The sequence below is a fragment of the Vibrio sp. Y51_MX_L26 genome (assembly GCF_024181935.1).
Lineage (GTDB): Bacteria > Pseudomonadota > Gammaproteobacteria > Enterobacterales > Vibrionaceae > Vibrio > Vibrio diabolicus.
On the sequence record NZ_JAMZAS010000005.1, the window covers coordinates 169,568 to 192,511 of the forward strand.

Annotated in this window: 17 protein-coding genes; 6 read left to right on the forward strand and 11 right to left on the reverse strand. The window is 44.5% G+C overall.

The genetic code is table 11. From position 1 onward, the window contains the following. Positions 1-65 precede the first annotated feature (65 nt). Complete coding sequence (locus NL645_RS13480; protein ID WP_253651842.1) at positions 66-2,162, forward strand: methyl-accepting chemotaxis protein; 2,097 nt, start codon at positions 66-68, stop codon at positions 2,160-2,162. A gap of 134 nt (positions 2,163-2,296) precedes the next feature. Here NL645_RS13480 and NL645_RS13485 read toward each other — a convergent pair whose 3' ends face one another. Further along, positions 2,297-4,636 (reverse strand): YgiQ family radical SAM protein, encoded by a 2,340-nt coding sequence (locus NL645_RS13485; protein WP_253651843.1) that lies wholly within the window; start codon positions 4,634-4,636, stop codon positions 2,297-2,299. Between the two features lie 422 nt (positions 4,637-5,058). Between NL645_RS13485 and NL645_RS13490 the strand changes: the two genes are divergently transcribed. From NL645_RS13490 to NL645_RS13500, 3 genes are all read left to right on the forward strand, one after another. Then, complete coding sequence (locus NL645_RS13490; RefSeq protein ID WP_253651844.1) at positions 5,059-7,515, forward strand: EAL domain-containing protein; 2,457 nt, start codon at positions 5,059-5,061, stop codon at positions 7,513-7,515. Between the two features lie 86 nt (positions 7,516-7,601). Further along, the gene (locus tag NL645_RS13495) at positions 7,602-8,312 is read left to right on the forward strand and encodes a hypothetical protein (RefSeq protein ID WP_065646058.1); all 711 of its coding nucleotides are present in this window, start codon (positions 7,602-7,604) and stop codon (positions 8,310-8,312) included. A gap of 153 nt (positions 8,313-8,465) precedes the next feature. After that, the gene (locus tag NL645_RS13500; protein WP_005392843.1) at positions 8,466-8,666 is read left to right on the forward strand and encodes a DUF4250 domain-containing protein; all 201 of its coding nucleotides are present in this window, start codon (positions 8,466-8,468) and stop codon (positions 8,664-8,666) included. 20 nt (positions 8,667-8,686) lie between these two features. Here the strand turns inward: NL645_RS13500 and metR are convergent, their stop codons facing one another. After that, complete coding sequence (gene metR, locus NL645_RS13505) at positions 8,687-9,598, reverse strand: HTH-type transcriptional regulator MetR (RefSeq protein WP_005392844.1); 912 nt, start codon at positions 9,596-9,598, stop codon at positions 8,687-8,689. A 278-nt stretch (positions 9,599-9,876) separates the two neighbouring features. On the opposite strand from metR, the gene metE reads away from it, so the two are divergent. Next, positions 9,877-12,159, forward strand: coding sequence for a 5-methyltetrahydropteroyltriglutamate--homocysteine S-methyltransferase (gene metE / locus NL645_RS13510; protein WP_253651845.1), 2,283 nt, complete (start codon positions 9,877-9,879; stop codon positions 12,157-12,159). A gap of 132 nt (positions 12,160-12,291) precedes the next feature. On the opposite strand, the gene gspS2 is transcribed toward metE, so the two are convergent. The 8 genes from gspS2 to NL645_RS13550 form a co-directional block, all read right to left on the reverse strand. Then, positions 12,292-12,684 (reverse strand): GspS/AspS pilotin family protein, encoded by a 393-nt coding sequence (gene gspS2 / locus NL645_RS13515; RefSeq protein ID WP_243328336.1) that lies wholly within the window; start codon positions 12,682-12,684, stop codon positions 12,292-12,294. A gap of 3 nt (positions 12,685-12,687) precedes the next feature. Continuing rightward, positions 12,688-12,984, reverse strand: a complete 297-nt coding sequence (locus tag NL645_RS13520) for a YciI family protein (protein WP_005392847.1) — start codon at positions 12,982-12,984, stop codon at positions 12,688-12,690. Positions 12,985-13,099: 115 nt separating this feature from the next. Then, positions 13,100-13,495, reverse strand: a complete 396-nt coding sequence (gene yciA / locus NL645_RS13525; protein ID WP_005392848.1) for an acyl-CoA thioester hydrolase YciA — start codon at positions 13,493-13,495, stop codon at positions 13,100-13,102. A 227-nt stretch (positions 13,496-13,722) separates the two neighbouring features. Further along, positions 13,723-14,286, reverse strand: a complete 564-nt coding sequence (locus NL645_RS13530; RefSeq protein ID WP_005392849.1) for a septation protein A — start codon at positions 14,284-14,286, stop codon at positions 13,723-13,725. Positions 14,287-14,489: 203 nt separating this feature from the next. After that, on the reverse strand, positions 14,490-14,732 hold the full coding sequence (locus NL645_RS13535; RefSeq protein ID WP_005392851.1) for a hypothetical protein: 243 nt from the start codon (positions 14,730-14,732) through the stop codon (positions 14,490-14,492). 111 nt (positions 14,733-14,843) lie between these two features. Next, positions 14,844-17,384 carry a hybrid sensor histidine kinase/response regulator gene (locus NL645_RS13540; protein ID WP_253651846.1) on the reverse strand — a complete coding sequence of 847 codons (2,541 nt, stop codon included), beginning with the start codon at positions 17,382-17,384 and terminating at the stop codon, positions 14,844-14,846. Beyond that, positions 17,377-18,561 carry an acyl-homoserine-lactone synthase gene (locus NL645_RS13545; RefSeq protein ID WP_253651847.1) on the reverse strand — a complete coding sequence of 395 codons (1,185 nt, stop codon included), beginning with the start codon at positions 18,559-18,561 and terminating at the stop codon, positions 17,377-17,379. Before NL645_RS13545 ends, NL645_RS13540 begins: the two co-directional genes overlap by 8 nt. A 156-nt stretch (positions 18,562-18,717) precedes the next feature. Continuing rightward, positions 18,718-19,977 carry a dicarboxylate/amino acid:cation symporter gene (locus tag NL645_RS13550; RefSeq protein WP_104971915.1) on the reverse strand — a complete coding sequence of 420 codons (1,260 nt, stop codon included), beginning with the start codon at positions 19,975-19,977 and terminating at the stop codon, positions 18,718-18,720. 545 nt (positions 19,978-20,522) lie between these two features. Between NL645_RS13550 and NL645_RS13555 the strand changes: the two genes are divergently transcribed. Beyond that, positions 20,523-22,064, forward strand: coding sequence for a long-chain fatty acid--CoA ligase (locus tag NL645_RS13555; RefSeq protein ID WP_253651848.1), 1,542 nt, complete (start codon positions 20,523-20,525; stop codon positions 22,062-22,064). A gap of 122 nt (positions 22,065-22,186) precedes the next feature. Here NL645_RS13555 and NL645_RS13560 read toward each other — a convergent pair whose 3' ends face one another. Continuing rightward, on the reverse strand, positions 22,187-22,882 hold the full coding sequence (locus NL645_RS13560) for a Crp/Fnr family transcriptional regulator (protein ID WP_253651849.1): 696 nt from the start codon (positions 22,880-22,882) through the stop codon (positions 22,187-22,189). Between the last annotated feature and the right edge of the window lie 62 nt (positions 22,883-22,944).

The following is a 22,944-nucleotide window of genomic DNA, read 5'->3' on the forward strand; positions in this document are numbered from 1 at the left end:
CTTGTTTAAAATCCATGATCCTTCCAATGCTTAATGCCAGATAAAAATCAATTTGTGAGGCTATCATGTTTAACAGTATACGCACTCGAATTGCTGTCAGTGCGGGTGGGGCAATGGCCTTCACTCTATTGATTGCAATGGGTATGACAACCAATGCGTTCACGCAAGTGAATGAACAAATCACTACAAAAGTAAAATCTCAACTGACCGAAGCCACCACGACCGACCTGAGCAATACGGCGATTCAGCAAGGGCTGAATATTTCCAACCAGTTAGAGCCAGTGTTGGCGAACCTAAAGCAAGCGCGTTCAATTATCGAATTAAGCGCAGAGACGGCCGCGACGCCAGACATTATTGTTAAACAGTTTATTGTGTCGCTAGAAGCTCAGAACAAAGCTGTGTTTGCTGGTTACATGGTGTGGGAAAAGCCATCGTGGGTTGAGCCAACGATTCAAGACAAAAGCCTTGGCTTTAATAGCGAAGGCTACTTAGCGCCATTCTTTTCGCCAAATTCGCACAACAGTTTTGATGTTGTGGCGATGGATAGCTTTAGTAATACTGAATTAAACAACAACGGTGAGCGTAAAGACGATTGGCACTTGATGCCTTACGAAACGGGCAAAACGTTCGTGATGGAACCATACATGTATCCGGTTCGCGGCAAACAAGAACTGATCACGACCATCAGCCAACCAATCAAGTTACGTGGCGAGATCATTGGCTCTCTCGGTTTTGATTTGTCATTGAACGAGTTACAAAGCCAAAGTGAAGATTACGCGAGCGACTTGTTTGATGGACAAGGCCGTATTCTGATTTCTTCGTGGAAAGGCATCACACTGGCGAACAGCAGCCAAGCGGATCAAGTGGGCAAGAAAGTCTCTCATGAATTGGCGTCTCAATGGGCTCGTATTCAATCCATTGCGAAACAAAAAGGCGCAGGCCTTGTGACGTTTGGTGGGGATGAGTACGCGATCACTGCAATTGAAACCAGCGACGCGCCTTGGATCGTTATGGTGTCGGTTCCCAGTAGCTTCCTTAAAAAGAACGTGGATGACTACGAGCGATGGAGTGAAGAACAAAGTGCAGAAGCTCTTGAAAAGGGAGTGTGGGCAGGGATTATTGCGGCTCTGATTGGTATTGTTGCGATGACGATGATCGCGACCTCGTTGGGCAAAGTGTTAACTAACTTAGTGGAGCGTTTTAAAGACGCAGCACAAGGCGAGGGTGACCTAACTTACCGCATTGAGGTGAAAGGTAAGGACGAAACCGCCCAACTGGCGCACTGGTTTAATACCTTCCTCGCTCGCATTCAGGAAATGCTTTTAACCGTAATGGCGACGGCAGACCAAGTTGATAAAAACGCAAGTGAAGGCCAAGCTCGTGCGGCGGCTTCGAGAGATCAACTGAACGTTCAAGTGAACGAAGTCAACTCGCTAGCAACGGCGATTAATGAGATGAGCGCAACCGCACAAGAAGTGGCAAATTCTGCGGTACAAGCAGCGGCGGCGGCAAGCCAAGTTCAAAGCAATAGTGCGAATGGCATGTCGCGTATGGACAATGCTGCAAGCGCGGTGGATAATCTCGCTTCGCAAGTGAATGATGCACAGCACCAGACGCAGAATTTGGTGGCTTCAAGCACGGCTATTCAGGGTATTCTGAGTGAGATTGGTGGCATTGCCGATCAAACCAACTTGTTGGCTCTAAACGCTGCGATTGAAGCTGCACGTGCTGGTGAAGCGGGTCGTGGTTTTGCTGTGGTAGCCGATGAAGTCCGCAACCTTGCAACGCGGACACAAGGCTCGACAGAAGAAATTCGTGCAATGTTGGCTCGTTTGGAGCAAGAAACGCAATCAATCGTCGTGTTAATGGAGCAAAGCCAGAAGCAAGCGGTGGATACCAAAGAAGAAACACAAGCAGCGCAGTTGGCGTTGGCCGAAATAAACCAAGCTATTGAAGTGATTAATGATATGAATAATCAGATCGCTTCAGCGGCAGAAGAGCAAAGTTCGGTGTCGGAAGAGATCAACCGTAATGTGGTTGTGATTAATGATACGGCGATGGAAGTGATGGATACCATGTCATCTTCTGTAGCGATCAGTAACAAACTGACAGTAAAAGCCAGTGATCTTCACGGTGAGTTGAGTAAGTTCAAGTTGTCTTAATCAAGCGAGTGAGTGAGCTCAAGCCAGCTCACTCGGTTCATTTCCGGCAAAACAATTGGCGAGAAATATCGAACAAAACAAAAGGGCTCCAGAGTTACCTCTGGAGCCCTTTCTAGTATTTAAGTGCTAAAGAATTAGCGACGCTTTGGTTTACGTTGACCAGCTGGTTTGCCTTGTCCTTGTGGGCGACCTTTACCTTGACCTTGCGGCTTGCTGCCTGCCGGGCGGTTTGCACCGTTGCCGCTAGGACGTTGGCCGTTGCTTGCAGGGCGTTGACTACCTTGTGCTTTGCCAGAACCGTTACGGTTGCCAGATGGTTTACCATCTTTTGAACCGCCTTCAGAGCGTTTGTTCAAATGACCACCGAAGCCTAGTTGGTTTTTGGTATGTTTGGTTGCAAAGCGGTTTGCCCCGTGACGACCAGATTTACGACGTTGTGCAGGTGTTTGTGCTTCAATGTCTTCCGCAGGAACGAGACAGCCTTGTTTGTCACCAATCAAATGTTTTTTACCCATACTGATTAGGGCTTCGCGAATCATTGGCCAGTTTGCTGGATCGTGGTAACGCAACAGCGCTTTATGTAGGCGACGTTGACGTTCACCTTTTGCTACAGGTACATCTTCACGTTTTTTATACTTCACTCGTTTCAGAGGGTTTGTCTCTGAGTAGTACATCGACGTTGCGTTACACATCGGTGATGGGTAGAAGTTTTGTACTTGGTCACACTCGAAGTTGTTTTTCTTCAGCCACAGAGCAAGATTCAGCATGTCCTCGTCTTCTGTGCCTGGGTGCGCAGAGATAAAGTAAGGGATTAAGTACTGCTTTTTGCCTGCTTCAGCACTGTACTTCTCGAACATTTCTTTAAAGCGATCGTACGTGCCCATGCCCGGTTTCATCATCAGATCAAGAGGGCCTTTCTCTGTATGTTCCGGTGCAATCTTCAAGTAACCACCTACGTGGTGAGTTACGAGCTCTTTTACATATTCTGGTGATTCAATCGCAAGGTCGTAACGTACGCCAGATGCGACCATCACTTTCTTCACGCCTTCAACTTTACGCGCTTCGCGGTATAGATCGATGGTGTGTTTGTGGTCTGTATTTAGCTTGTTACAGATGCCCGGGAATACACAAGACGGACGACGACAGTTCGCTTCCGCTTTTGGATCTTTACAACCTAGGCGGTACATGTTTGCAGTCGGGCCACCAAGATCGGAAATTGTGCCGGTAAAGCCCGGAACTTTGTCGCGAATTTCTTCAATCTCATTGATGATCGATTCTTTCGAGCGGTTTTGAATAATTCGACCTTCATGCTCGGTAATTGAACAGAAAGAACAACCACCAAAACAACCACGCATGATGTTCACAGACGTTTTGATCATGTCATACGCTGGAATTTTTGCTTTGCCGTACATAGGATGAGGAACACGCGCGTAAGGCAGGCCAAACACAAAGTCCATTTCTTCGGTCGTCAATGGGATTGGGGCTTGGTTTACCCAAAGTTCACGATCACCATGGCTTTGAAGTAACGCTCGACCTGAGTACGGGTTCGTTTCTAAATGCAATACACGACTTGCATGAGCATAAAGAATGCGATCGTTTCTTAGCTTTTCAAACGAAGGCAGGCGAACCGCAGTTGTCGCAGCATCGTGGCGTGATGGGCGAATCGTGATTGGTTGTGCAACTGGCTCATCTTTTTTAGTTTCACACTGAGTTTCTACTTCGTATGGGTTCTTTGGTACGAACGCTTCCTTACGAGGTTTTTCAATGCGAGAAGAATCGATAACTGTGTAGCCTTCTGGCGCGGCTGGCAAGTTCACGGCAGTACCACGAATATTGGTCATGGTGCTGATGTCTTCTCCATTTGCAATGCGATGCGCTACTTCTACAAGTGCGCGTTCTGCGTTACCGAAAAGTAGGATGTCTGCTTTTGCATCAAATAGTACCGAACGGCGAACTTTATCTGACCAGTAATCGTAGTGCGCAACACGGCGTAGGCTGGCTTCGATACCACCTAAAACAATAGGCACTTCTTTATAGGCTTCACGACAACGCTGAGAGTAAACCAAAGTCGCGCGGTCTGGGCGTTTGCCACCTTCGTTATGGGGGGTGTACGCGTCATCGTGACGAAGTTTTTTATCCGCGGTGTAACGGTTGATCATGGAGTCCATGTTACCCGCAGTGATCCCGAAGAACAGATTTGGCTTACCAAGCTGCATGAATGCATCTTTGTTTTGCCATTCTGGTTGAGCAATGATACCGACACGGAAACCTTGTGCTTCTAGCAGACGGCCAATGATAGCCATACCAAAGCTTGGGTGATCCACGTAAGCATCACCGGTTACGATGATAATGTCACAGCTATCCCATCCTAGGGCGTCCATTTCTTTGCGACTGGTCGGCAAGAAAGGTGCCGTACCAAAACACTCTGCCCAGTATTTTTTGTACTCATGAATAGGAGTGATGTTATTGGTCATATTTTGCTCTCTGTTCCAGGGAGCGCGAATTATAGCGATTTGAGGATCAGGTATCTATACCAAACTCATCTATTCAAGCTTAGTTCATCGAGTTTTATTTGGTTTGCAAAAATATCAAGGCTATATCGGCGATTTTATGTCTAATATCACCTTGAAAGCCTCATGGTTATAGGTCGAGTCGTGAAAAATGTCGCAATGTTAATACAACCAATAAGCAATGGTGTGCTTATTAAAAACAACGCCTATAATCAAATTAATGCATAGGAAAATGCAAAAAGCCGAACAAGCTCTGAAAAGGTTCTAAGTCGATTGGCTTACGTTGCCAGAATCTATTTTACAAGAGGATCAGCAGGTCCCAAATGGAATAAGGCACGTTGACTACGAACCCTGAGCATGAGGCTAATTAAAAAGGGGGCTAGGGAATGAGTGACTCAACAACAATAGCACATGAAAAAGTGCAACCGACATCCAATCCGACTCCAGTGATTGAATGGTCTTACAAGATTGATACTCGCGAGTTCGAATGCGACCAGCTAGGAATGGCAAATGCTTTTGGGTTAAATACGCCAGTCACCTGCTTAGATGATTTGTTTGAGCACATGCTGATGGGGCAACAGGAAACACTAAGACAACGAATTTTAGAAGTGGAGCTCCTAGGTGGGCAAGGTCGTTTTTCTTGTTGCATGATGCTTAATGAAGCTCGCTTAATACATGTTACAATTAGCTTTGAAAAGCTCAATGAGCGTATTGTTCAAGGCTCTATCATCCCGCAATTGACGATCACTGGCTGCGAAGAGTTAGCGAAAATTCTCGAAACGATTTTTGATTTACCGAATGTAGGGGTTTTAGTCGCGGACGAAGACACCCGAATCTTAGGTTGTAACCGTGCCTTTGAATTGCAAATGGGTTATCAAAACCGTGATTTGGTTGGACTTAAAACCTATATCTTTAGCACATCTCACCATAGTCAGGCGTTTTACGACCAGCTCTGGCAACATATTGATGATGAAGGATACTGGAGCGGTAATTTATTGAGTAGAACTGCAAATGGTAGTAATCAGGCGCATCATCTTTGTATCTATCGGCTAACATTTCATTCTGGACGGATTCTTTATCTCGGCTTCTCTACTGACATTTCGGCTTCCTTGTTGTGGATGAAAAATCGCTGTGAACAACAACATGATTGGTCAGCTTTTTTGCCTTCTAGAGAAGAGTTCGAACTGCAATTAGCTAATTTGGCGAACGAAAGTGGGAGTAAAGAACTCAATATCGTCATGACTCTCAGACCAAATTTTTCTGAAAAATGCTTACTTGAACAGCAACTAGGCTTCGCCGATTTTATTATGCGAAGCCGCTACACCAGTATAGCGGGTCAACTTTCTAGGGATGTGTTTGTTGTCTGTTTACAAACTCCTCACTGTCAATGGCTAAGTCCTTTACGTTTGATTCAAATTGCAATGAAAGGGTTCTTCACTGAGCTTAGGAATGAAATGGGAACAAAAATGCATACCACTATCGTCGAGGGACAAACGGGTGTGTCAATCCTCGGCTATGATACAAACAGGCCAAAGCAAGCGTTAGCGCATGCAGCCCAGGCGATGTTGTCCTCACTTTCTGGAGAAGGTGGCTATTTTAATTTTTATAATAGTGAGCTTCATTCTGAGTTAGTAAAACGCCAGCATTTAGAGGCGTTTTTGGAAGCGCAAATAGACAGTGGGCTGGTGGATGTTCATTTTCAACCAATCATTGACAGCCGAACTGGTAAAGTCGTTAAGTTCGAGGCCTTAGCGCGCTTTTATCATGAAAGTGATGCCTATAGCACTCAAGAGATGATTACTGTTATTGAAGATTTAGAGTTGATTGCGGCTCTGGATGATGAGGTTTGTCAAGCCGCGCTCAAGCACTTTCCGCGCTTGCAAGACATATATGGCGAGGAAATAGGGTTAACCATCAATCGCTCACTGAATACTAAATTGGATTCGCTCCAGGTTCTTCAGCGTTCGCATGACCTAATTAAAGCCAGTGGTGTCGATCCTAAACGAGTCACGATTGAGCTGACGGAAACTGCGTATTTTGAGCAAGACGAAGAGCATACGCAAGCGCTAGAGCAAGTGCGCAAAGAGGGCATTAAAATTGCGATTGATGACTTCGGTACAGGGTATTCTTCTTTTTCATACCTAGAGAAAGGGCAGTTTGATTTACTGAAAATCGACCGAAAATTCGTTAAGAACATTCAGCATGGCAATACCAGTTATAATATTGTCAAAATGGTCACTGATCTTGCTCAGCAAATGAATGTAAAAGTGGTTGCCGAGGGCGTGGAGTCAGAACAGGAGCTTAAAACATTGGCTGAAATAGGTGTGGATTACATGCAAGGCTTTTTGTTCTCTCGTGCTCGGCCTGTCGATTTGATGGAGAAAGCGGAAAGTTACGAACATTTGTTTTCGGGTGTTGCTGTCAAACCAAAACAAGATGATGTATTGCAATCACTGAGCCATGAAGAGGTAAGGCACCTTGATCCCGGGGAGCCATTATCGTTGGCGGTGGAATATATGAATTTAAGTCCAAGTTCGCCGTTGGTTGTCATTAACGAAAAGCGCTGTGTTGGCTTAGTTACCAAAGAGCAAGTTAACTTACACCTAACGCCTTCCATGGGGACAGAATTAGAGACTGAGCGAGAAAATTGGATTTGGAAACGCCCGGTGAACCAGATAATGAGCACGGAATTTGTGCTCGTCAATGCGCATTTGTCCGTCGCTGCTATTCGAGAGCTAATCAAAACAGGCATTCGCTTCCCGTGGGTTTTATGTGATGAAAAAGAAGAATACAGAGGCGTGTTAACTCAAGAAGATGCGTTGAAGTATCTCGCTTCTTGTTGAATAAAAAGTCTCGCTGTTCTAGTACATTTGGGGATAGACTTTCGGTGGTTTGACGATAGGTGATTTGCTATTATCGCCACCCCAAAATGACTTTTAAGCGTGCATTTAACATGATTCAACAATTGCTGGTTACTTTTCCTCCGATGCTATTTGGCGCGCAAGCGCTACTGACTTTGCTTCTCATCAAGGGCGATATTTGTCCGGGTCAGAGAGGCCGTCTTCATAAAATGTTGCCAGCAGTGGCGTTATTGTGGCTTGCGGTTGCTTCTCTTCGCATTGAAGCATTTATGATCGTGTTCGCTATTTTCTATTTCTACTCTCAGGTTCAAACCAAGAAAACGCGTGAAAAAGGCCCTCTTTGGGCGATGCATTTAGCGAATGGTTTGGCTTTTGCGTATGTAAGTATTCAAGCATTTGAACAGCCAAGCTGGCCTGCGTCTATTGCGATGGCAATAATGATATTTTTCCTTGGGGCGTCATTTTCTCAATTGCTTCTGACTATCGCTCGTAGCAGATTGCAGGCATTTCACCGCATTTTGCCCGTTACGGGCATTGTGTCTGGAATGCTGCTGGTAATCGCAACTCTATTTGCTTCTTACCAGTTAAATGAAGCGACATTGAGCGCCGCAACACAACCAATTTTATTGTCTTTAGCCATGCTCATTTCTTCAATCATTGTTTGGTGCTGGCATATCTTCACACATAAAAAACCGGAAAAGGTTCAACTGAGCGTCGCCCTGTTGCTCGCGCTTGCGTCAATGACGAGCCTACAAGGTTTATTCTCTCTGGCGGCTTAATCGCGAGTCGAGAAACAGAGCAATACTGCTTGTACTCAAGTCCTTTCTAGGTTGCTTGAGTATAAGGCACTCACGTTTTGGATCGCGCTCACTTTAAATTCACGTGATTACGTCTACGCTTGTTTATATACCTTGTCGAAGAGGAGAGTCGCGATGGATTTAAGCAATGTAGGTAATTTGGACAGCATTATTTTGCTAGGTATCGTCAATGAAAAGCTACGTTTAGAGTGCGACAGTTTTGACGAGTTAGTATCGGTGTATGAAATGGATGTAGAGTCCGTTGTAGGCAAGCTTGATATGCTTGGTTATCAGTACGATCCATTGACCAACCAATTTAAAGCATATCAACGCTAAACCTTTCTTAATCCATATCCCTAAGCCATCTTGATTCCGTCAAGGTGGCTTTTACATTGTAGCCTTGCGGTTGCGAAAAAGGCTTGTAAGTAACGTTTATCTTTCTCTGAGTGACGCGTTGCAGCAAATAAGCGACGCCATAAGCCTTGGCCAAAAGGTTTACTGGTAATAAGGCCTTGGCGAGAAAATTCAGAAATCGCCCAATTTGGCAGTGCTGCAACCCCTAATCCTGCGGAGACCATTTGCACTAACATCAGAGTATTGTCGGCTTGCTTCCATTTGGCGGGCTCTACACCCGCTGGCTGCAAGAAGTGTTTTACGACGTCTAGCCTTTGTTTTTGAACCGGATAAGAGAGCATGGTTTGATCTGCGAGATCTTGCGGATCAATAACTTCTTTTTCCGCCAATGGGTGGTTGGTCGCGGTAATTAAGCGCATTTCAAAGTCGAATAAAGGTTCATAATGTACTTCAGAACGAGGTTGAATATCTGACGTGATAACGAGATCTAACTCGCCAGCCAACAATGCGGGTAGGGGCTCAAACCCAAAGCCGGACGAAAAATCCAGTGTTACGCTAGGCCAGGCAAGTTGATATTCCCTAAGAGCAGGCATGAGCCATTGGAAACATGAGTGACATTCAATCGCCATATGCAACCGACCATTGACGTCTTCTTTCAAGCTTGCCAAATCATTTTCTGCTCTTGCGAGTTTGGGAAGAATATCTTCTGCAAGACGCAATAGGATTTCTCCCTCTGAAGTGAACTTCACCGGACGAGTTTTTCTAAGGAATAATTGTCCCCCAATCCGTGCCTCTAAATCTTTGATCTGGTGAGACAAGGCCGATTGAGTGAGATGCAACGCGGTCGCGGTCGCGGTTAGAGAGCCGGTGTCTCGAAGCGAAGTGAGTGTCCGCAAATGTTTTAGCTCTATCATGAATTCCTTTCATCCTTTGTTGCTCGCTATGAACAGAATAGCAATCGTATAAATAACTTAACGACAAAAAATGGATATGTAAACGTCTAGACGTCTATTTGTTGTATTTATTTGCGAATCATGTCGCCTCATGATGAATTTTTTTAATAAACAAGTTGAATAAATGGACGTTGTTCAAACCGCAGATGAGAGCGATAGTTTAGCCATCCAGACATCTTTTATGACGAAAGATACTCTGACCCAAACAAATTGAACAAGATTGAAAAAGGAATAGGGACATGGCTACAACAACGCACGTACTAGGTTATCCACGCATCGGTGAAAAACGAGAATTAAAATTCGCTCAGGAAAAATACTGGCGCGGAGAAATTGATCAAGCAGAGCTTAAAAAGGTTGGGGAAGATCTGCGCGCTAAAAACTGGCAAACGCAAACAGATGCTGGCTTGAGTTTTACCACCGCTGGCGATTTTGCTTGGTACGATCATGTACTGACGACCACGTTGTTACTGGGTCACGTGCCAAAACGTCACGCAGACGGTTTCCCTGATTTGGATACGCTATTCAAAGTGGGTCGCGGTCAATCTCAAGCGGGTTGCGGCTGTGCGGGCGCTGCAGCGTCGGATATGACTAAATGGTTCAACACAAACTACCACTACATCGTACCTGAATTTAGCAAGGACGATACATTTGAAGTGAGCTGGCCTCAACTGTTTGAAGAAGTCAACGAAGCAACCCAAGCTGGGCATAAAGTGAAGCCAGTTTTGCTTGGCCCAGTCAGTTACCTTTACTTAGGTAAAGAGGTAGAAGAAGGGTTCGATCGCCTGACGCTACTGCCGCGATTGCTTACGGCTTACCAAGCTATTTTGGCAAAGCTCGCGAGTCAAGGTGTTGAGTGGGTTCAGATTGATGAGCCAATTTTGTCACTAGAGCTTGAAAGTCAGTGGGCTGATGCGTTCAAGCTAGCGTACCAAGTGATTCGAAGCGATGTAAAAGTGCTGCTAACAACGTATTTTGACTCTATAAGCGATACGCTAGACAAAATTGTAAAGCTACCAGTGGATGGTTTACATATCGATTTATCTGCCGCGCCTCAACAGCTTGATGACGTGGTTGCCAAACTACCGGAGGGGTGGGTGCTGTCTGCTGGCGTGGTCAACGGTCGTAACGTGTGGCGCTCGGATTTGAGTGCGCAACTTGAACGTCTACAGCCAGTAAAAGAAAAACTGGGCGACAACCTTTGGGTTGCGAGCTCATGCTCTTTGCTACATAGCCCGGTTGATCTGGAACTGGAAACAGAGCTAAGTGAAGAAGTGAAAAGCTGGTTTGCGTTTGCAAAACAAAAAGTAACAGAAGTCGCCTTGCTTGGCCGAGCACTCGATGGTGATCAAGATGCGATTCTCGCTTGTGATACCTACAGCCAGCCAATCAAAGCACGTAAAACGGCAACGCATGTGAATAAGCCACAAGTTCAAGCACGTTTAAACAGTATTACTGCGTCACTTGCCGAGCGCAGCGCACCTTACGCGGAGCGTGCTGCGCATCAAGCTGAAGTATTGGGCTTGCCTCTGTTGCCAACCACGACAATCGGTTCTTTCCCTCAAACGGGTGAAATTCGTGTTCAGCGCAGTGCTTATCGCACTGGCCAGTTATCTGAGTCCGACTATATCCAAGCACTAAAAGGACATATTGCGGATGCCGTAAAACGTCAAGAAGCCCTTGACCTAGATGTGCTTGTGCATGGTGAAGCAGAACGTAACGACATGGTGGAATACTTCGCGGAGAACTTGGCGGGCTTCCAAACGACGAAATTTGGTTGGGTACAGAGTTATGGCTCTCGCTGTGTGAAACCAGCCATTGTGGTTGCCGACATTGAGCGTGAAAAGCCGATTACGGTGGAATGGTCGACGTACGCACAATCGCTAACCAGCAAGCAGATGAAAGGTATGCTGACGGGCCCGGTAACGATTTTATGTTGGACATTCCCGCGTGAAGACATTACTCGTCAAGAAATCGCCCAGCAACTGGCACTGGCACTGCGTGATGAGGTTTCTGATCTGCAAGATGCAGGCATCAATATCATTCAAATCGATGAGCCTGCGATTCGTGAAGGTCTGCCGTTGAAAAAGCGCGATCACAAAGCGTATTTAGAATGGGCGGTGGATGCATTTAAGATCTCGGCAGCGGGTGCAAAACCAGAGACTCAGATTCACACTCACATGTGTTACAGCGAGTTCAATGAAATCATCGATTCAGTCGCGGCGCTCGATGCGGATGTGATTACCATTGAAACGTCACGCTCAAATATGGAACTGCTTAAAGCGTTTGAAGAGTTCAATTACCCGAACGAAATCGGTCCAGGTGTTTATGACATTCACTCTCCAAACATTCCGACGGAAGAGTGGATTGAAGGCTTAATCAAGAAAGCGGCAGAAAAGATTCCGGTACAACGTTTGTGGGTGAACCCAGACTGTGGTCTGAAAACACGTAACTGGGCAGAGACAGAAGCGGCATTGGCGAACCTCGTGTCAGCGGCGAAGAAACTTCGTGCTGAGCTTGCGTAAGGCACCTTTTTAGCAAATAAAAACGGAGACCGTTGTCTCCGTTTTTCTATTCTTAGCCGTTCATTTTCGTCGTTATACTATCCCGCAATAGCGGATGAATTGCTCGTATCGAAAACAACGCACTCACTGTGACTATTTCATTTGAGTACAAGTTTGCTCGGAAACCAACTCATCTGCCATCAACTGGCCGCGAGAGTTACGCACTTTAATACGGTACATTAAGCCCATATCAATTTGCTTACGAATTTCCGGGTTACTGCAATAGGTGTAGATACTGGTATTCAGTACTTGATTTAACGGCTTTGCACCGAGTGCGTCATCGTTATAAATCATCATCATTTCAACAACATTTTTATTGGATGAGACACGCATTATCTGCAGTGGACCGTATTCCAAAGGGAGACCTGCGGACAAGACTCCCGCTCGGTTTGATGCCAATAGCTCAAGCTGGCGTTGATTATCATCAGTAGATGAACAGCCAGCTAACGCACCAAATGCCAAGAAAAGACACAGTAATTTTTTCATAAATTAAAACACTTTTTTGAACGGTTTCACGATGACATTATCGTAAACACCAGCCGCTACGTAAGGATCGGCTTCTGCCCACGCTTTAGCGTCTTCTAGAGAGGCGAACTCAGCGATGACAGTCGAGCCCGTAAATCCAGCTTCTCCTGGGTTGTCAGAGTCTATCGCAGGCATAGGGCCAGCAGTAAGAAGGCGACCTTCGTCTTGAAGCTTTTGTAAGCGCTCCAAGTGTTGCGGGCGAACGCTCATGCGTTTTTCCAGCGAGTTCTCGACGTCCTGAGAAAAGATGACATACCACATAGCATAGTTCCTTAATTGGTAGGGTAAAGTGTTAATTTAACGCCTTTTTTGTGTCTCTCACAAGTGAACAACAGAAAATGTGAGATCCTTTCTAACTGTTAGTGCTGTAGGTTGACTAATTCTGAACCGGGCGTGGCTTGCCTTCACTGTCAATGGCTACGTAGTTGAAAGTCGCATCACAAACCATGAAGCGCTCGCCGACACCGTGTGCTTTTACCGGCTTGACCCATACTTCCAGATCGACACTCATTGAGGTGCGACCAATCTTAGTGCATTCGCCATAGCAGCAAACGACATCGCCAACACCTACAGGCTTCTTGAAGGTAATGCTGGACACTGAAACGGTAACAACGCGACCAGAAGAGATCTCTTTGGCTAGAATCGCACCTGCTAGGTCGAGCTGAGACATAATCCAACCACCAAAAATATCGCCATTGGCATTAGTATCGGCAGGCATTGCAAGGGTACGAAGCAGCAGTTGACCTCTCGGAGAGCTAATTTCTTGACTCATTGTGACATCCTAAATCTTAAAGGCGCTCAAACTAAGCGCCAACATAGTAAATACCTAGAACCAAAAGTCCTTAAAAAAACCGCAGACACCGGACCAGAGAAAGTTGGTTTACAGCAGCAAGAATGGTCTGATTCCGGTATGCCGTTTGATCGGTTTAGTGATACATGGAGCAAAACAGCGACCCGAAGGTCGCTGCAAAGTGCGCGGATTATAGCAAAACTGAGTTTTTAATCATCAGTCGACACATCGGATGAGTTATTTTTTTGTTCTTTTGGCATGTGTTTGTAAATGTAGAAGCCAGTCGCAATCATGTAGGCAAATGTCGCAATCAACATTCCGAATACTTTGAAGTTGACCCAAACATCCAGTGGTAGCTCGTAAGCGATATAAATGTTCAGACCAGCAAAGAATGAGAAGAAGCCGACCCAAGCCCAGTTGATCTTCGCCCAAATAGCATCAGGTAGCGAAATTTCTTTGCCCAACATGCCTTTAATGGCCGATTTCCCCATTGCGTGACTCGCTGCTAAACCGATAGCTAGAATCACATAAATGATGGTGACTTTCCATTTTATGAAATTGTCGTCGTGGAAGAAAAGGGTCATGCTGCCAAATATCGTCACGATAACGAACGTAATTAGCTGCATTTTCTCGACTTTTTTATACAGAGCATAGGTGACGACAAGCTGAATTGCCGTTGCAACGATCAGCGCTCCTGTTGCTGCGTAGATGTCGTACATCTTGTACAAAGCGAAGAAGACGATGAGTGGGATAAAATCTAGGATTTGCTTCATGGTGGCAAAATCTACCTAATTAGTGAATTGAAGACAGTCTAACGGAATCTGACAAGATGTGAATACCGTCAAGGTTAGAGGTAAGAGAAGTAATCCCCTGACTGAATGATACAACAAGCAACATTTCGCAAAGATGAAGTAGCAAATTGAAGGCATAAAAATTGCCGCGATAAAGCGGCAATTGAGTTGATAGAATTTAAGATTCAAGCAACACGTTGATATTGAGAAATAAGCGTTTTGACATCTTCTAAATAGCCTTCACGTAACAGGTTATCAACGGTTGCTTCAAGCTCTTCGAGAGACATCGTAAAGCAAGTGGATTTGCCGGTCATTAGGCTCAAATACTGATGGTATTCTTCTTCTGTATAGTGGCCTAAGCGATCGAGTAGTAGTGCTTTGATTCCATGATGAATCAAGCCGTAGTATGTGTGTCGATGAAGTAACATGGCGATCTCCTTATCAAGCTCATCCGCTAACCATTTGCAGCTTGCTTGACCCTCTGGATAATTCGATTTACTTCAGTAATGCACATCTAGTGCCAGTTTTATCTTCGCAAATTAGAAAGTGTTGGAAGTAGCAAAACTCTCATGTTGCAACCAGCGCTTGATGACGGTTTGGAGCGCATTTAACGTGGTTGGCTTTTCAAGTCTGTCATCCATGAGTTTCGCAATGAGATCCAGCTCTTTGGCTCCAGACTCTCCAGATAGTGCGATGATCGGAACGGAAGACGCAATTTGCTTAATTCGTTGGCTTGCGTCAAATCCATTCATCACTGGCATCTGTACATCCATAAGCACCAAATCAATCTTGTGCGACTGAAATAGCTCCACCGCAGAAGCGCCATTATTTGCTTGTAAGCTGTTGACTCCCAGCCTTTTTAAGTACATTTGAACCAAAGTACGCTGCACCTCTTTGTCATCAACAATGAGCACTGTTGGTGCATCGTTACTTACTTGTACGTGTTGGGCTGTGCGAGGTTCAGAATGTGGTGCATTTACTTTCCAGCCATTGAAGTCCGGTGTTCTCAACGTCTCTGGTTTGGGTGCGTTTGGGACGACCGGGAAATACAAGTAGAACTCAGTAAATTCGCCCAATTCAGACTGGCACTCAATTCGTCCGCCAAAAGAGCGCATAACGCGTTGACAGTAGCCCAAGCCAAGGCCGCTGCCGCCACTTTTTTGATACGAGAAGAAGTCGTCAAATATCTTGTGTAAGATACTGCTATCTATGCCAGGGCCACTATCTCGGAAGACCAGAATGTTTTCGTAGGCCCCCGTTTGGCTACGAATCTCAATTTGACTATCGGGATAAGAATCAAAATAGTAGATAGCATTGCGAATCAAATTGAAAATGACAAAGTTAAACAGAGTTTCGTTTAATTTCGCGACAAAATCGTGCTCTTGGGGCAGATTGATCCTTTCAATTATTTGATCGTTTTCAAAGCCATAACGGCTGACCGCTTGAGCGACAGCTTTATGTATAGACGTAATAGTTAAGGGTTCGTGCTCAGGTGAGCTGTCGCTGACTTCTCGCAAAATAATGTCGATGAGTTGGCGACCACGCTGAATCGCTGCTTCTCCTTTATCAATCTCACTCTTTAACGTCTCAAGTGAAGCGTTTGATTCGATATGCTGTTTTAAAGCTTCAAATCGTAATTGCACTTGAGCGAGAGGGTTACGCATTTCATGCGCAATAGAGTTAGCGAGCGCACGGCTTTGGCGTACTTTTCTATCGGCCTCGATGGTGCTCTGGATGCGAACTAATAAGGTTTGCAATGCTGAAATTTCTTCATTAGAAAACAGCTTATTATCCATTTTGTGTGAAGAAATCAGTAAGTGCGTAACGGACTTTCCACGACCAAAAAGAGGCATTACGAGCGCCGTATTGCTGGATCGCATACGTTCGTAGAGCTTGCGCATTGAGCCTTTAGACGAGGAGGCATAATCAATTTCTTCAGACAGTTCATCAAGCACGAGAACAGACTTGCTTGACGGCAGATAATCTTCATAAAACGTTTCGGTGTAACTGCTGGTGACGAGCTGCAATTTATTATTTGGTATATTCAGTAACGCTGCTAACTGGCGCATTGCATCATCTATTGAGCGTTTAAATTCCTCTTCTAATCCAAGAATTTGTTGAACGGGTGTATGTCGTTTCCCATAAATAAAATAGGACGCGAAACGACTGACGCGTTTGTAAAGCAAGTGCCAAGTGATACCGATGAGTGCGCATAAAGGCACCGCTACAAGCCATTGGTTATCTTCCGAGATAGGAATAAATATTGCGCCCAGCGGGAGGACGAAAATGGCACAGACAAACAGCGCGCTAACGGTTAAGTATGTGAGGTATTTAGCGCTATAAAAGCGAGAGGTAAGCAGGGCATAGCCTACAAACAACATTTCACTAATTGAAAGTGCTGGTGGTAACCAGGTTAAGGAAAAGTCACCAAGGAAGTAAGTCATTCCAAGGTGTATCACTGCAGTTGATAACATGAAGACCAAAATGCCGGCGATCATATAGTTACTTTTTGCCAGCGTGAGTTTGCTGCTGTTCGCTCGCATGGTAATCAAGTTCAGCAGGGTTAATACCACAAATGTCAGCAAACTAATAAAGAAATATGAGGTATGGGGACCAAACTCGATCACGAACTGACTTGGGCCGCTAATGGTGACATTTTCGACAGTAAGGTTTGGTACTAAGTTGATGTAAAGCGAGTACGTTGCTAGTGCCACAAAGACGATTTTTTGCCAGGCTTTGACCGCAGTTTTTTTGATATCAGCCGCTAGCTGGCAAGAAAAATAGAACGCGAATGCAAAGGCAAAGAATGACGCTAAGTTCGCCAACTTAGCCATAAAAATACCGCCAGCGGAGCCCAACTCCGGCAATAAGTCGGTATGGAAGTATGCGTTGCTGCTGATCCAAACGATGATGCAACTAGAATAAGCAATGTACGGCGCATGATGCGAGCCTAAAATCGTTTCACTCTTCTGTTTTAGGCGATAGCAGTAATATAACAACCAAGCGAACACCACCAGTACAGTGGCGTATAGCGTCATTGCTTTTGGATAAAAAAGGCCGTGAAGATGAATATCAAGCATGTTCATTCACCTTTTCATCAATTCTTTTTGTTCGTACGCGGTGTTTGTAGTCGCGAAACTGTATGTCTTGAAATGCTTCAACCATCATACCTAAATTCCAGAAACCGCGGTATGTCTTGGTACCGTCACCGTTAATGTCGCGGTATCCTGAGTGAAAGTAGGCCTCTAAATCAATAGATTGATAGAAATTTAACATAAATATTTGTTCAATAATGGTAAAGCTGAGCTTATAGCCTGCTTTATATAGCTCACTCATCAATGCTTTTTGTGCCAAATACAAAAAGTACAGTTTTTGTTGGATGTTGCCACCCACTGTCAGACGCAGCACTTCGCAAACCGCTTCAGTGTTTTTCAAGTGAGATTGGAACTGCGCATCAAATTCAATAAGAGTCCGTTGGCGAGTTAGAGTGTTACCTCCCCAAAGGCCTAATTGATTAAGAGTAATGTAGCCATAATCAGGAAGGCAAAACTGCCATTGCTCACTACTAAATGGAGATGAATAGCTGAGCCAGGTATTTCTTTGGTGCCAGTTTTGCACCAAAGCGGAGGAGACCATGATTGGTGTAGATGACTGCTTGAACAATAGCACAAAGTGTTGACCTTTCTGCGAGAGTGATAATAGAGGCAATATCTCAAACCATTGTTCAGTTTGGACGAAGAGCTCAAGATTGCTCAGTGTGATTGCTTCGGAAATCGGCATTAATGCAGCGTGATTTGGCAGTGTTACCTTTAGGTCGCATTCGGCAATATCTTCGATCAATATGCTTGAATAGTCGCGGTCGTCAAACGAGAGCTGAGTTGGTCTTGTCGCTTCATTTAAAGGGTGCTTTTGCTTGATCGCAGCAATCTCACATTCACACCAGAAAACCATCCAATGCGGGTAACAATCTGCGGCAATTTGTTCAATTAAGAGCGCCTCTTCGGAGAAAGGCGTTGGATACTGCTGTACTAAATCTCGATAATCCATTAATTCAAACAGTACGGACAGACTCTTAGATGCGTATTTAGGAAAGAGGGACTTAAGAAGCTTTATTCTATACAAAGCAACTTGTTGAAAAAGAGAAGACCTTTCTTGCGGTGTAAGAGTAAGAAGAACCGTGTCAACCAGCGCCTGTTGTTTTGACTCGATCGGCAAATCTGTACTGGCGAGGGGCTCCAAAGACAGCTTAAGACTCATGATATAACCTAGTTCTGACGTTTTTTTATATTTTGTAATGGTTTATATCATTTTGATAAATTTATGCTATTGGTTTCTATTTATATAGTTACGTAATGCAAGAAAAGACAAAAAAACCGCTCATAGTGAGCGGTTTTTAGTTCATTCGAGAAAGGACTAAGCTTCTTGCTTTTTAAACTCAGCTTCTGCCGCTTCCTCTTCAATTAGCGCATCAACGATAACTGCACATGCTGCATCACCTGTGATGTTTAGTGCTGTACGAATCATATCGAAAATACGGTCAAGAGCGAATAGCAGTGGTAGACCTTCAATTGGAATGCCAGCGGCAAGAAGTACGGCAACCACTAGGAAAGAAGGACCAGGAACACCCGCTTGACCAACCGCACCCAATGTAGACGTTACGATAATTGCAATGTAAGCGCCCATACCTAGGTCGATATTGAACAGTTGAGCAAAGAAGATAGCAACCAAGCCATAGTAAATCGCATTACCTGACATGTTGATCGTTGCGCCTAGAGGCAGAACAAATGACGCGGTTGAATTTTTTACGCCCAGTTCTTTTTCACAGGTGTCCATTGTGACAGGCAGTGTTGCCATAGAAGAGGCCGTTGAAAGCGCAACAGCTTGTGGCTTTTTCATTGAAGACAGGAACTTCTTCGCTGATGTCTTGGTGAAAATATGCACCATTGCTGGGTAAACAACGAAACCGAAGATTAGGATTGCGGCAACGTAAACAACGAACAGTTTGAATACCACCATTAGTGCGCCAAAACCGAATGTACCGACTGCTTCTGCCATTAGACCGAACACGCCGATAGGGGCAATGATCATCACTTTGTTGATCATCCAAACCATTGCGTCAACGATGCAGTTAACACCATTAATGATTGGCTCACGACGCTCTTTTGCTTGCTTAGAAATTGCAATACCAAAGAACATACAGAAAACGAGGATCTGTAGGATGTTTGCTTCATTTAGTGATTGGAAAACGTTGGTTGGGATCATACCAGTGATGGTTGCCCAGAAAGTAGGTAGTTCACCTTTTGAAGCGTATTCTGCTGAGAACATGCCTTCAACGCCAGAGACGTCGATCCCCATGCCTGGTTGGAATACTTCGCCCATAAATAGTGCAAGCGCAACGGCTAGGGCGGATGTTAAACCGAAATAACCTAGAGTGACGATGCCAACTTTGCCTGCTGACTGGCTGTTCCCAAGACCAGCTGCGCCAGAAATCAAGGCTACAGCGACCAAAGGAATAACCAACATTTTGATTAAGTTGATAAAGATAGCACCTAAAGGAGCGAACACTGTCGCATCATGACCCATCATGGCACCAACGGCTGTGCCGACGATCATGGCGATTACGACTTGTACGCCAATGTTGTTTAGCAAACTCTTTTCTTTTAACACTTCCATAACCTCTGTGCTAATAAAATGTAAAATCCTAAAATTACCCACTAACCATAAATGGTTTTATGGATAATTATCTCGCCTTGCTTTTTACACTTATCGTTTACAATTGGCAATATGCAGCAAGGTATTATTGATGGATTAATCGATATTTTATTGACGAACGATAAAGTTTTGTTCAATAGCAAACGTTTGCTATTGATTTTTGTTATGCCTATTAGCTGTGTAATTGTTTTTGTTTATTTCTTTTTCTTGTTTGTTTTTTGTTAACTGAGATGGATTTTGTGTTTGCGAGCGTAGTCTGCGTCTTGCGTGACTTGGATTGATATTTATAACAATTAATTTCTTTCAAGCTCACACTTTTACCAATTAGCTTTGTGAAATGTTAATTGTTTTACATTCTTAGTTTTGATTGCATTGTAAACATAATGTTAATCAGAAATGGGCGAGACAAATATTAAGTACCAACATTTTAGTGTAGGGGAGTGCTCTCTCTGTTAATGCTCCCGAGCCGATAAAACGAAAATCAACAAGTAAGAGGTGAAGCGATTATGATGAATCTTGCTGCTGCATTACAAAGAAATGCTGCGAGTAAACCAGATAAGACGGCGTTGATATGTGGTGATGTCGAGATAACTTATGCGCAGTTTGATGCGATTACCGGAAAGATCGCGGCATCTTTAATCAACAAAGGGGTCGTTCCGGGCGATCGTATTGCGCTCTCATGCCCAAACATTCCTTTTTTCGCGTTTGTTTATTATGCGATACAAAAAGCTGGCGCGGTTGCTGTCCCATTAAATGTGCTTTTGAAAGCGCGAGAAATTAAGTATCACTTAGAAGATTCAAAAGCGAAGTTTTACTTCTGTTTTGAAGGGACAGCAGAACTGCCAATGGCAAAAGAGGGGGTTAAAGCGTTTGAGCAGGCTGATATATGTGAATGTATGGTCGTGATGACTCAATCTCAAGTTGAAAACGAATGGAATGGTGTGCCAACTCTCAATGCGTTTATAGCGGATGCAGAACCATTGTCAGATTATGTACCGCGTAATGCGGATGATACTTGTGTTATTTTGTATACATCAGGGACGACAGGCTTACCAAAAGGAGCTGAACTGACGCAGCAGAACATCATAATGAATGCTCTGGTGGCACAAAACATTATGGGTAGCCAGGCCGACGATATTCACTTAGTAACTTTGCCTTTATTTCATACCTTTGGTCAAACCGTCCACTTAAATGCTAGTGTTTTGGGCGGGGCAACCTTGGTGTTAGTGCCTAGGTTTGAGCCTAAACATGTTCTTGAGCTGATGGAAAAACACAAAGTGACGTTGTTTGCTGGAGTGCCAACGATGTATATCGGCTTGCTTCATGTCCAGCACCAATTTGATACATCCTCACTACGTGTTGCTATCAGCGGTGGAGCCCCGTTGCCAACCGAAATCTTTAGATCCTTTGAGGAACAATTTAATGTCCCAATTCTTGAAGGATACGGGTTATCAGAAACAAGTCCTATTGCATGTTTTAATCATTTAGATCAGGAACGTATACCAGGATCGGTAGGTCAACCGATTCAAGGCGTTGAAGTAAAAGTTGTCGACATTGAAGGCAATGCGCTACCGATTGGTGAAGAAGGTGAGATTGTTGTGCGTGGGCATAATGTTATGAAGGGATACCTTGACCGCCCGGAAGTCACTGAATCCGCGCTACAAAATGGTTGGTTCCATACTGGTGATGTTGGCCGTTTTGACAGTTCAGGTAATCTATTTATCGTCGATAGAATGAAAGATCTGATCATTCGAGGTGGATTTAACGTTTACCCTAGAGAAATTGAAGAAGTGTTTATGACTCATCCTGCAATCTCAATGGTAGCGGTGATAGGGATTCCAAATGAAGAGTATGGCGAAGAGATAAAGGCTTACGTTGTGCTTAAACCGGGAGAGTACATTGACGCGGAAACATTACAAAAGTGGGGCAAAGAGCAGTTAGCCTCTTTTAAATATCCTCGTTATGTTGAAATTCGTGAGCATCTCCCGATGAGTGCGACAGGAAAGATTTTAAAGCGTGAATTGAAATCTGAATTGAATGTGGCTTAGTCAATTCAATGAACTTCGGGTCACAGCGCCACTTGTCTGGAGCGAGTGGTGTTGTGCACGTTACTCAAGAATAGAAGATGGCAATCTCTCGCTAGCGTGTACACATGAACTATCTGTTTACTCTATTGTTCGAGTTGTTTTATGTGCGCTTCTAAGCGTTTTGGATTGGTAATGATCACTGAACCATATTTCAGTTCTAGCATCCCAATACTCTCTAAGTTTTTTAGTACTTTATGAACACTTTGACGCGTTAGCCCCATCATGTTGGCGATATGCTCTCTAGTCACTCTCACGACACACGGCTGAGTATTGATAGCTTGGTTGTGTTGGTATTCAGCAAGCAACAGCAACCTTCTTGCAATCCGCTCTTCGATTCCTCTAATCGCATCATCTTCGATAACAGAAATGGCAGACCATAAGCGGCGGCTAAGTAAGTCGAGAATCGTAGGGTAACTTTGAGGATATTTGGCGAGTAATTGGCGAAACTTATCACCAGGTAGTTCCAGTAAGGTCACTCCCGAATGCGCGGTTGCGCCAAAAATACGGGGCATGCCGGGAGAAAAAACATTGTCTCCAAACCAGCCTCCTGCCTCGAAAATCATTAATGTGACTTCTTTGCCTTTTGAACTCATCGAATTAATTCGTACGGCACCCTGTGCTATGACCATAAGAGAAGATTGAGGTTCCCCTTTATTGCAAATCAGTGCTTTTTCGTCGAAACAGCGAACTTTAGCTATTTGCGCTGCTTCACTAAGTCCTTTCTCGGGCAGCCCTGATAATACAGGACATTTGGCTAATAATGCTTTGACTTCTTCCATGTGCAACCTTACTGCATCCTGCTCTAGTTATTATTTGTGCTGGTTAAGTGGCAAAGTTTATC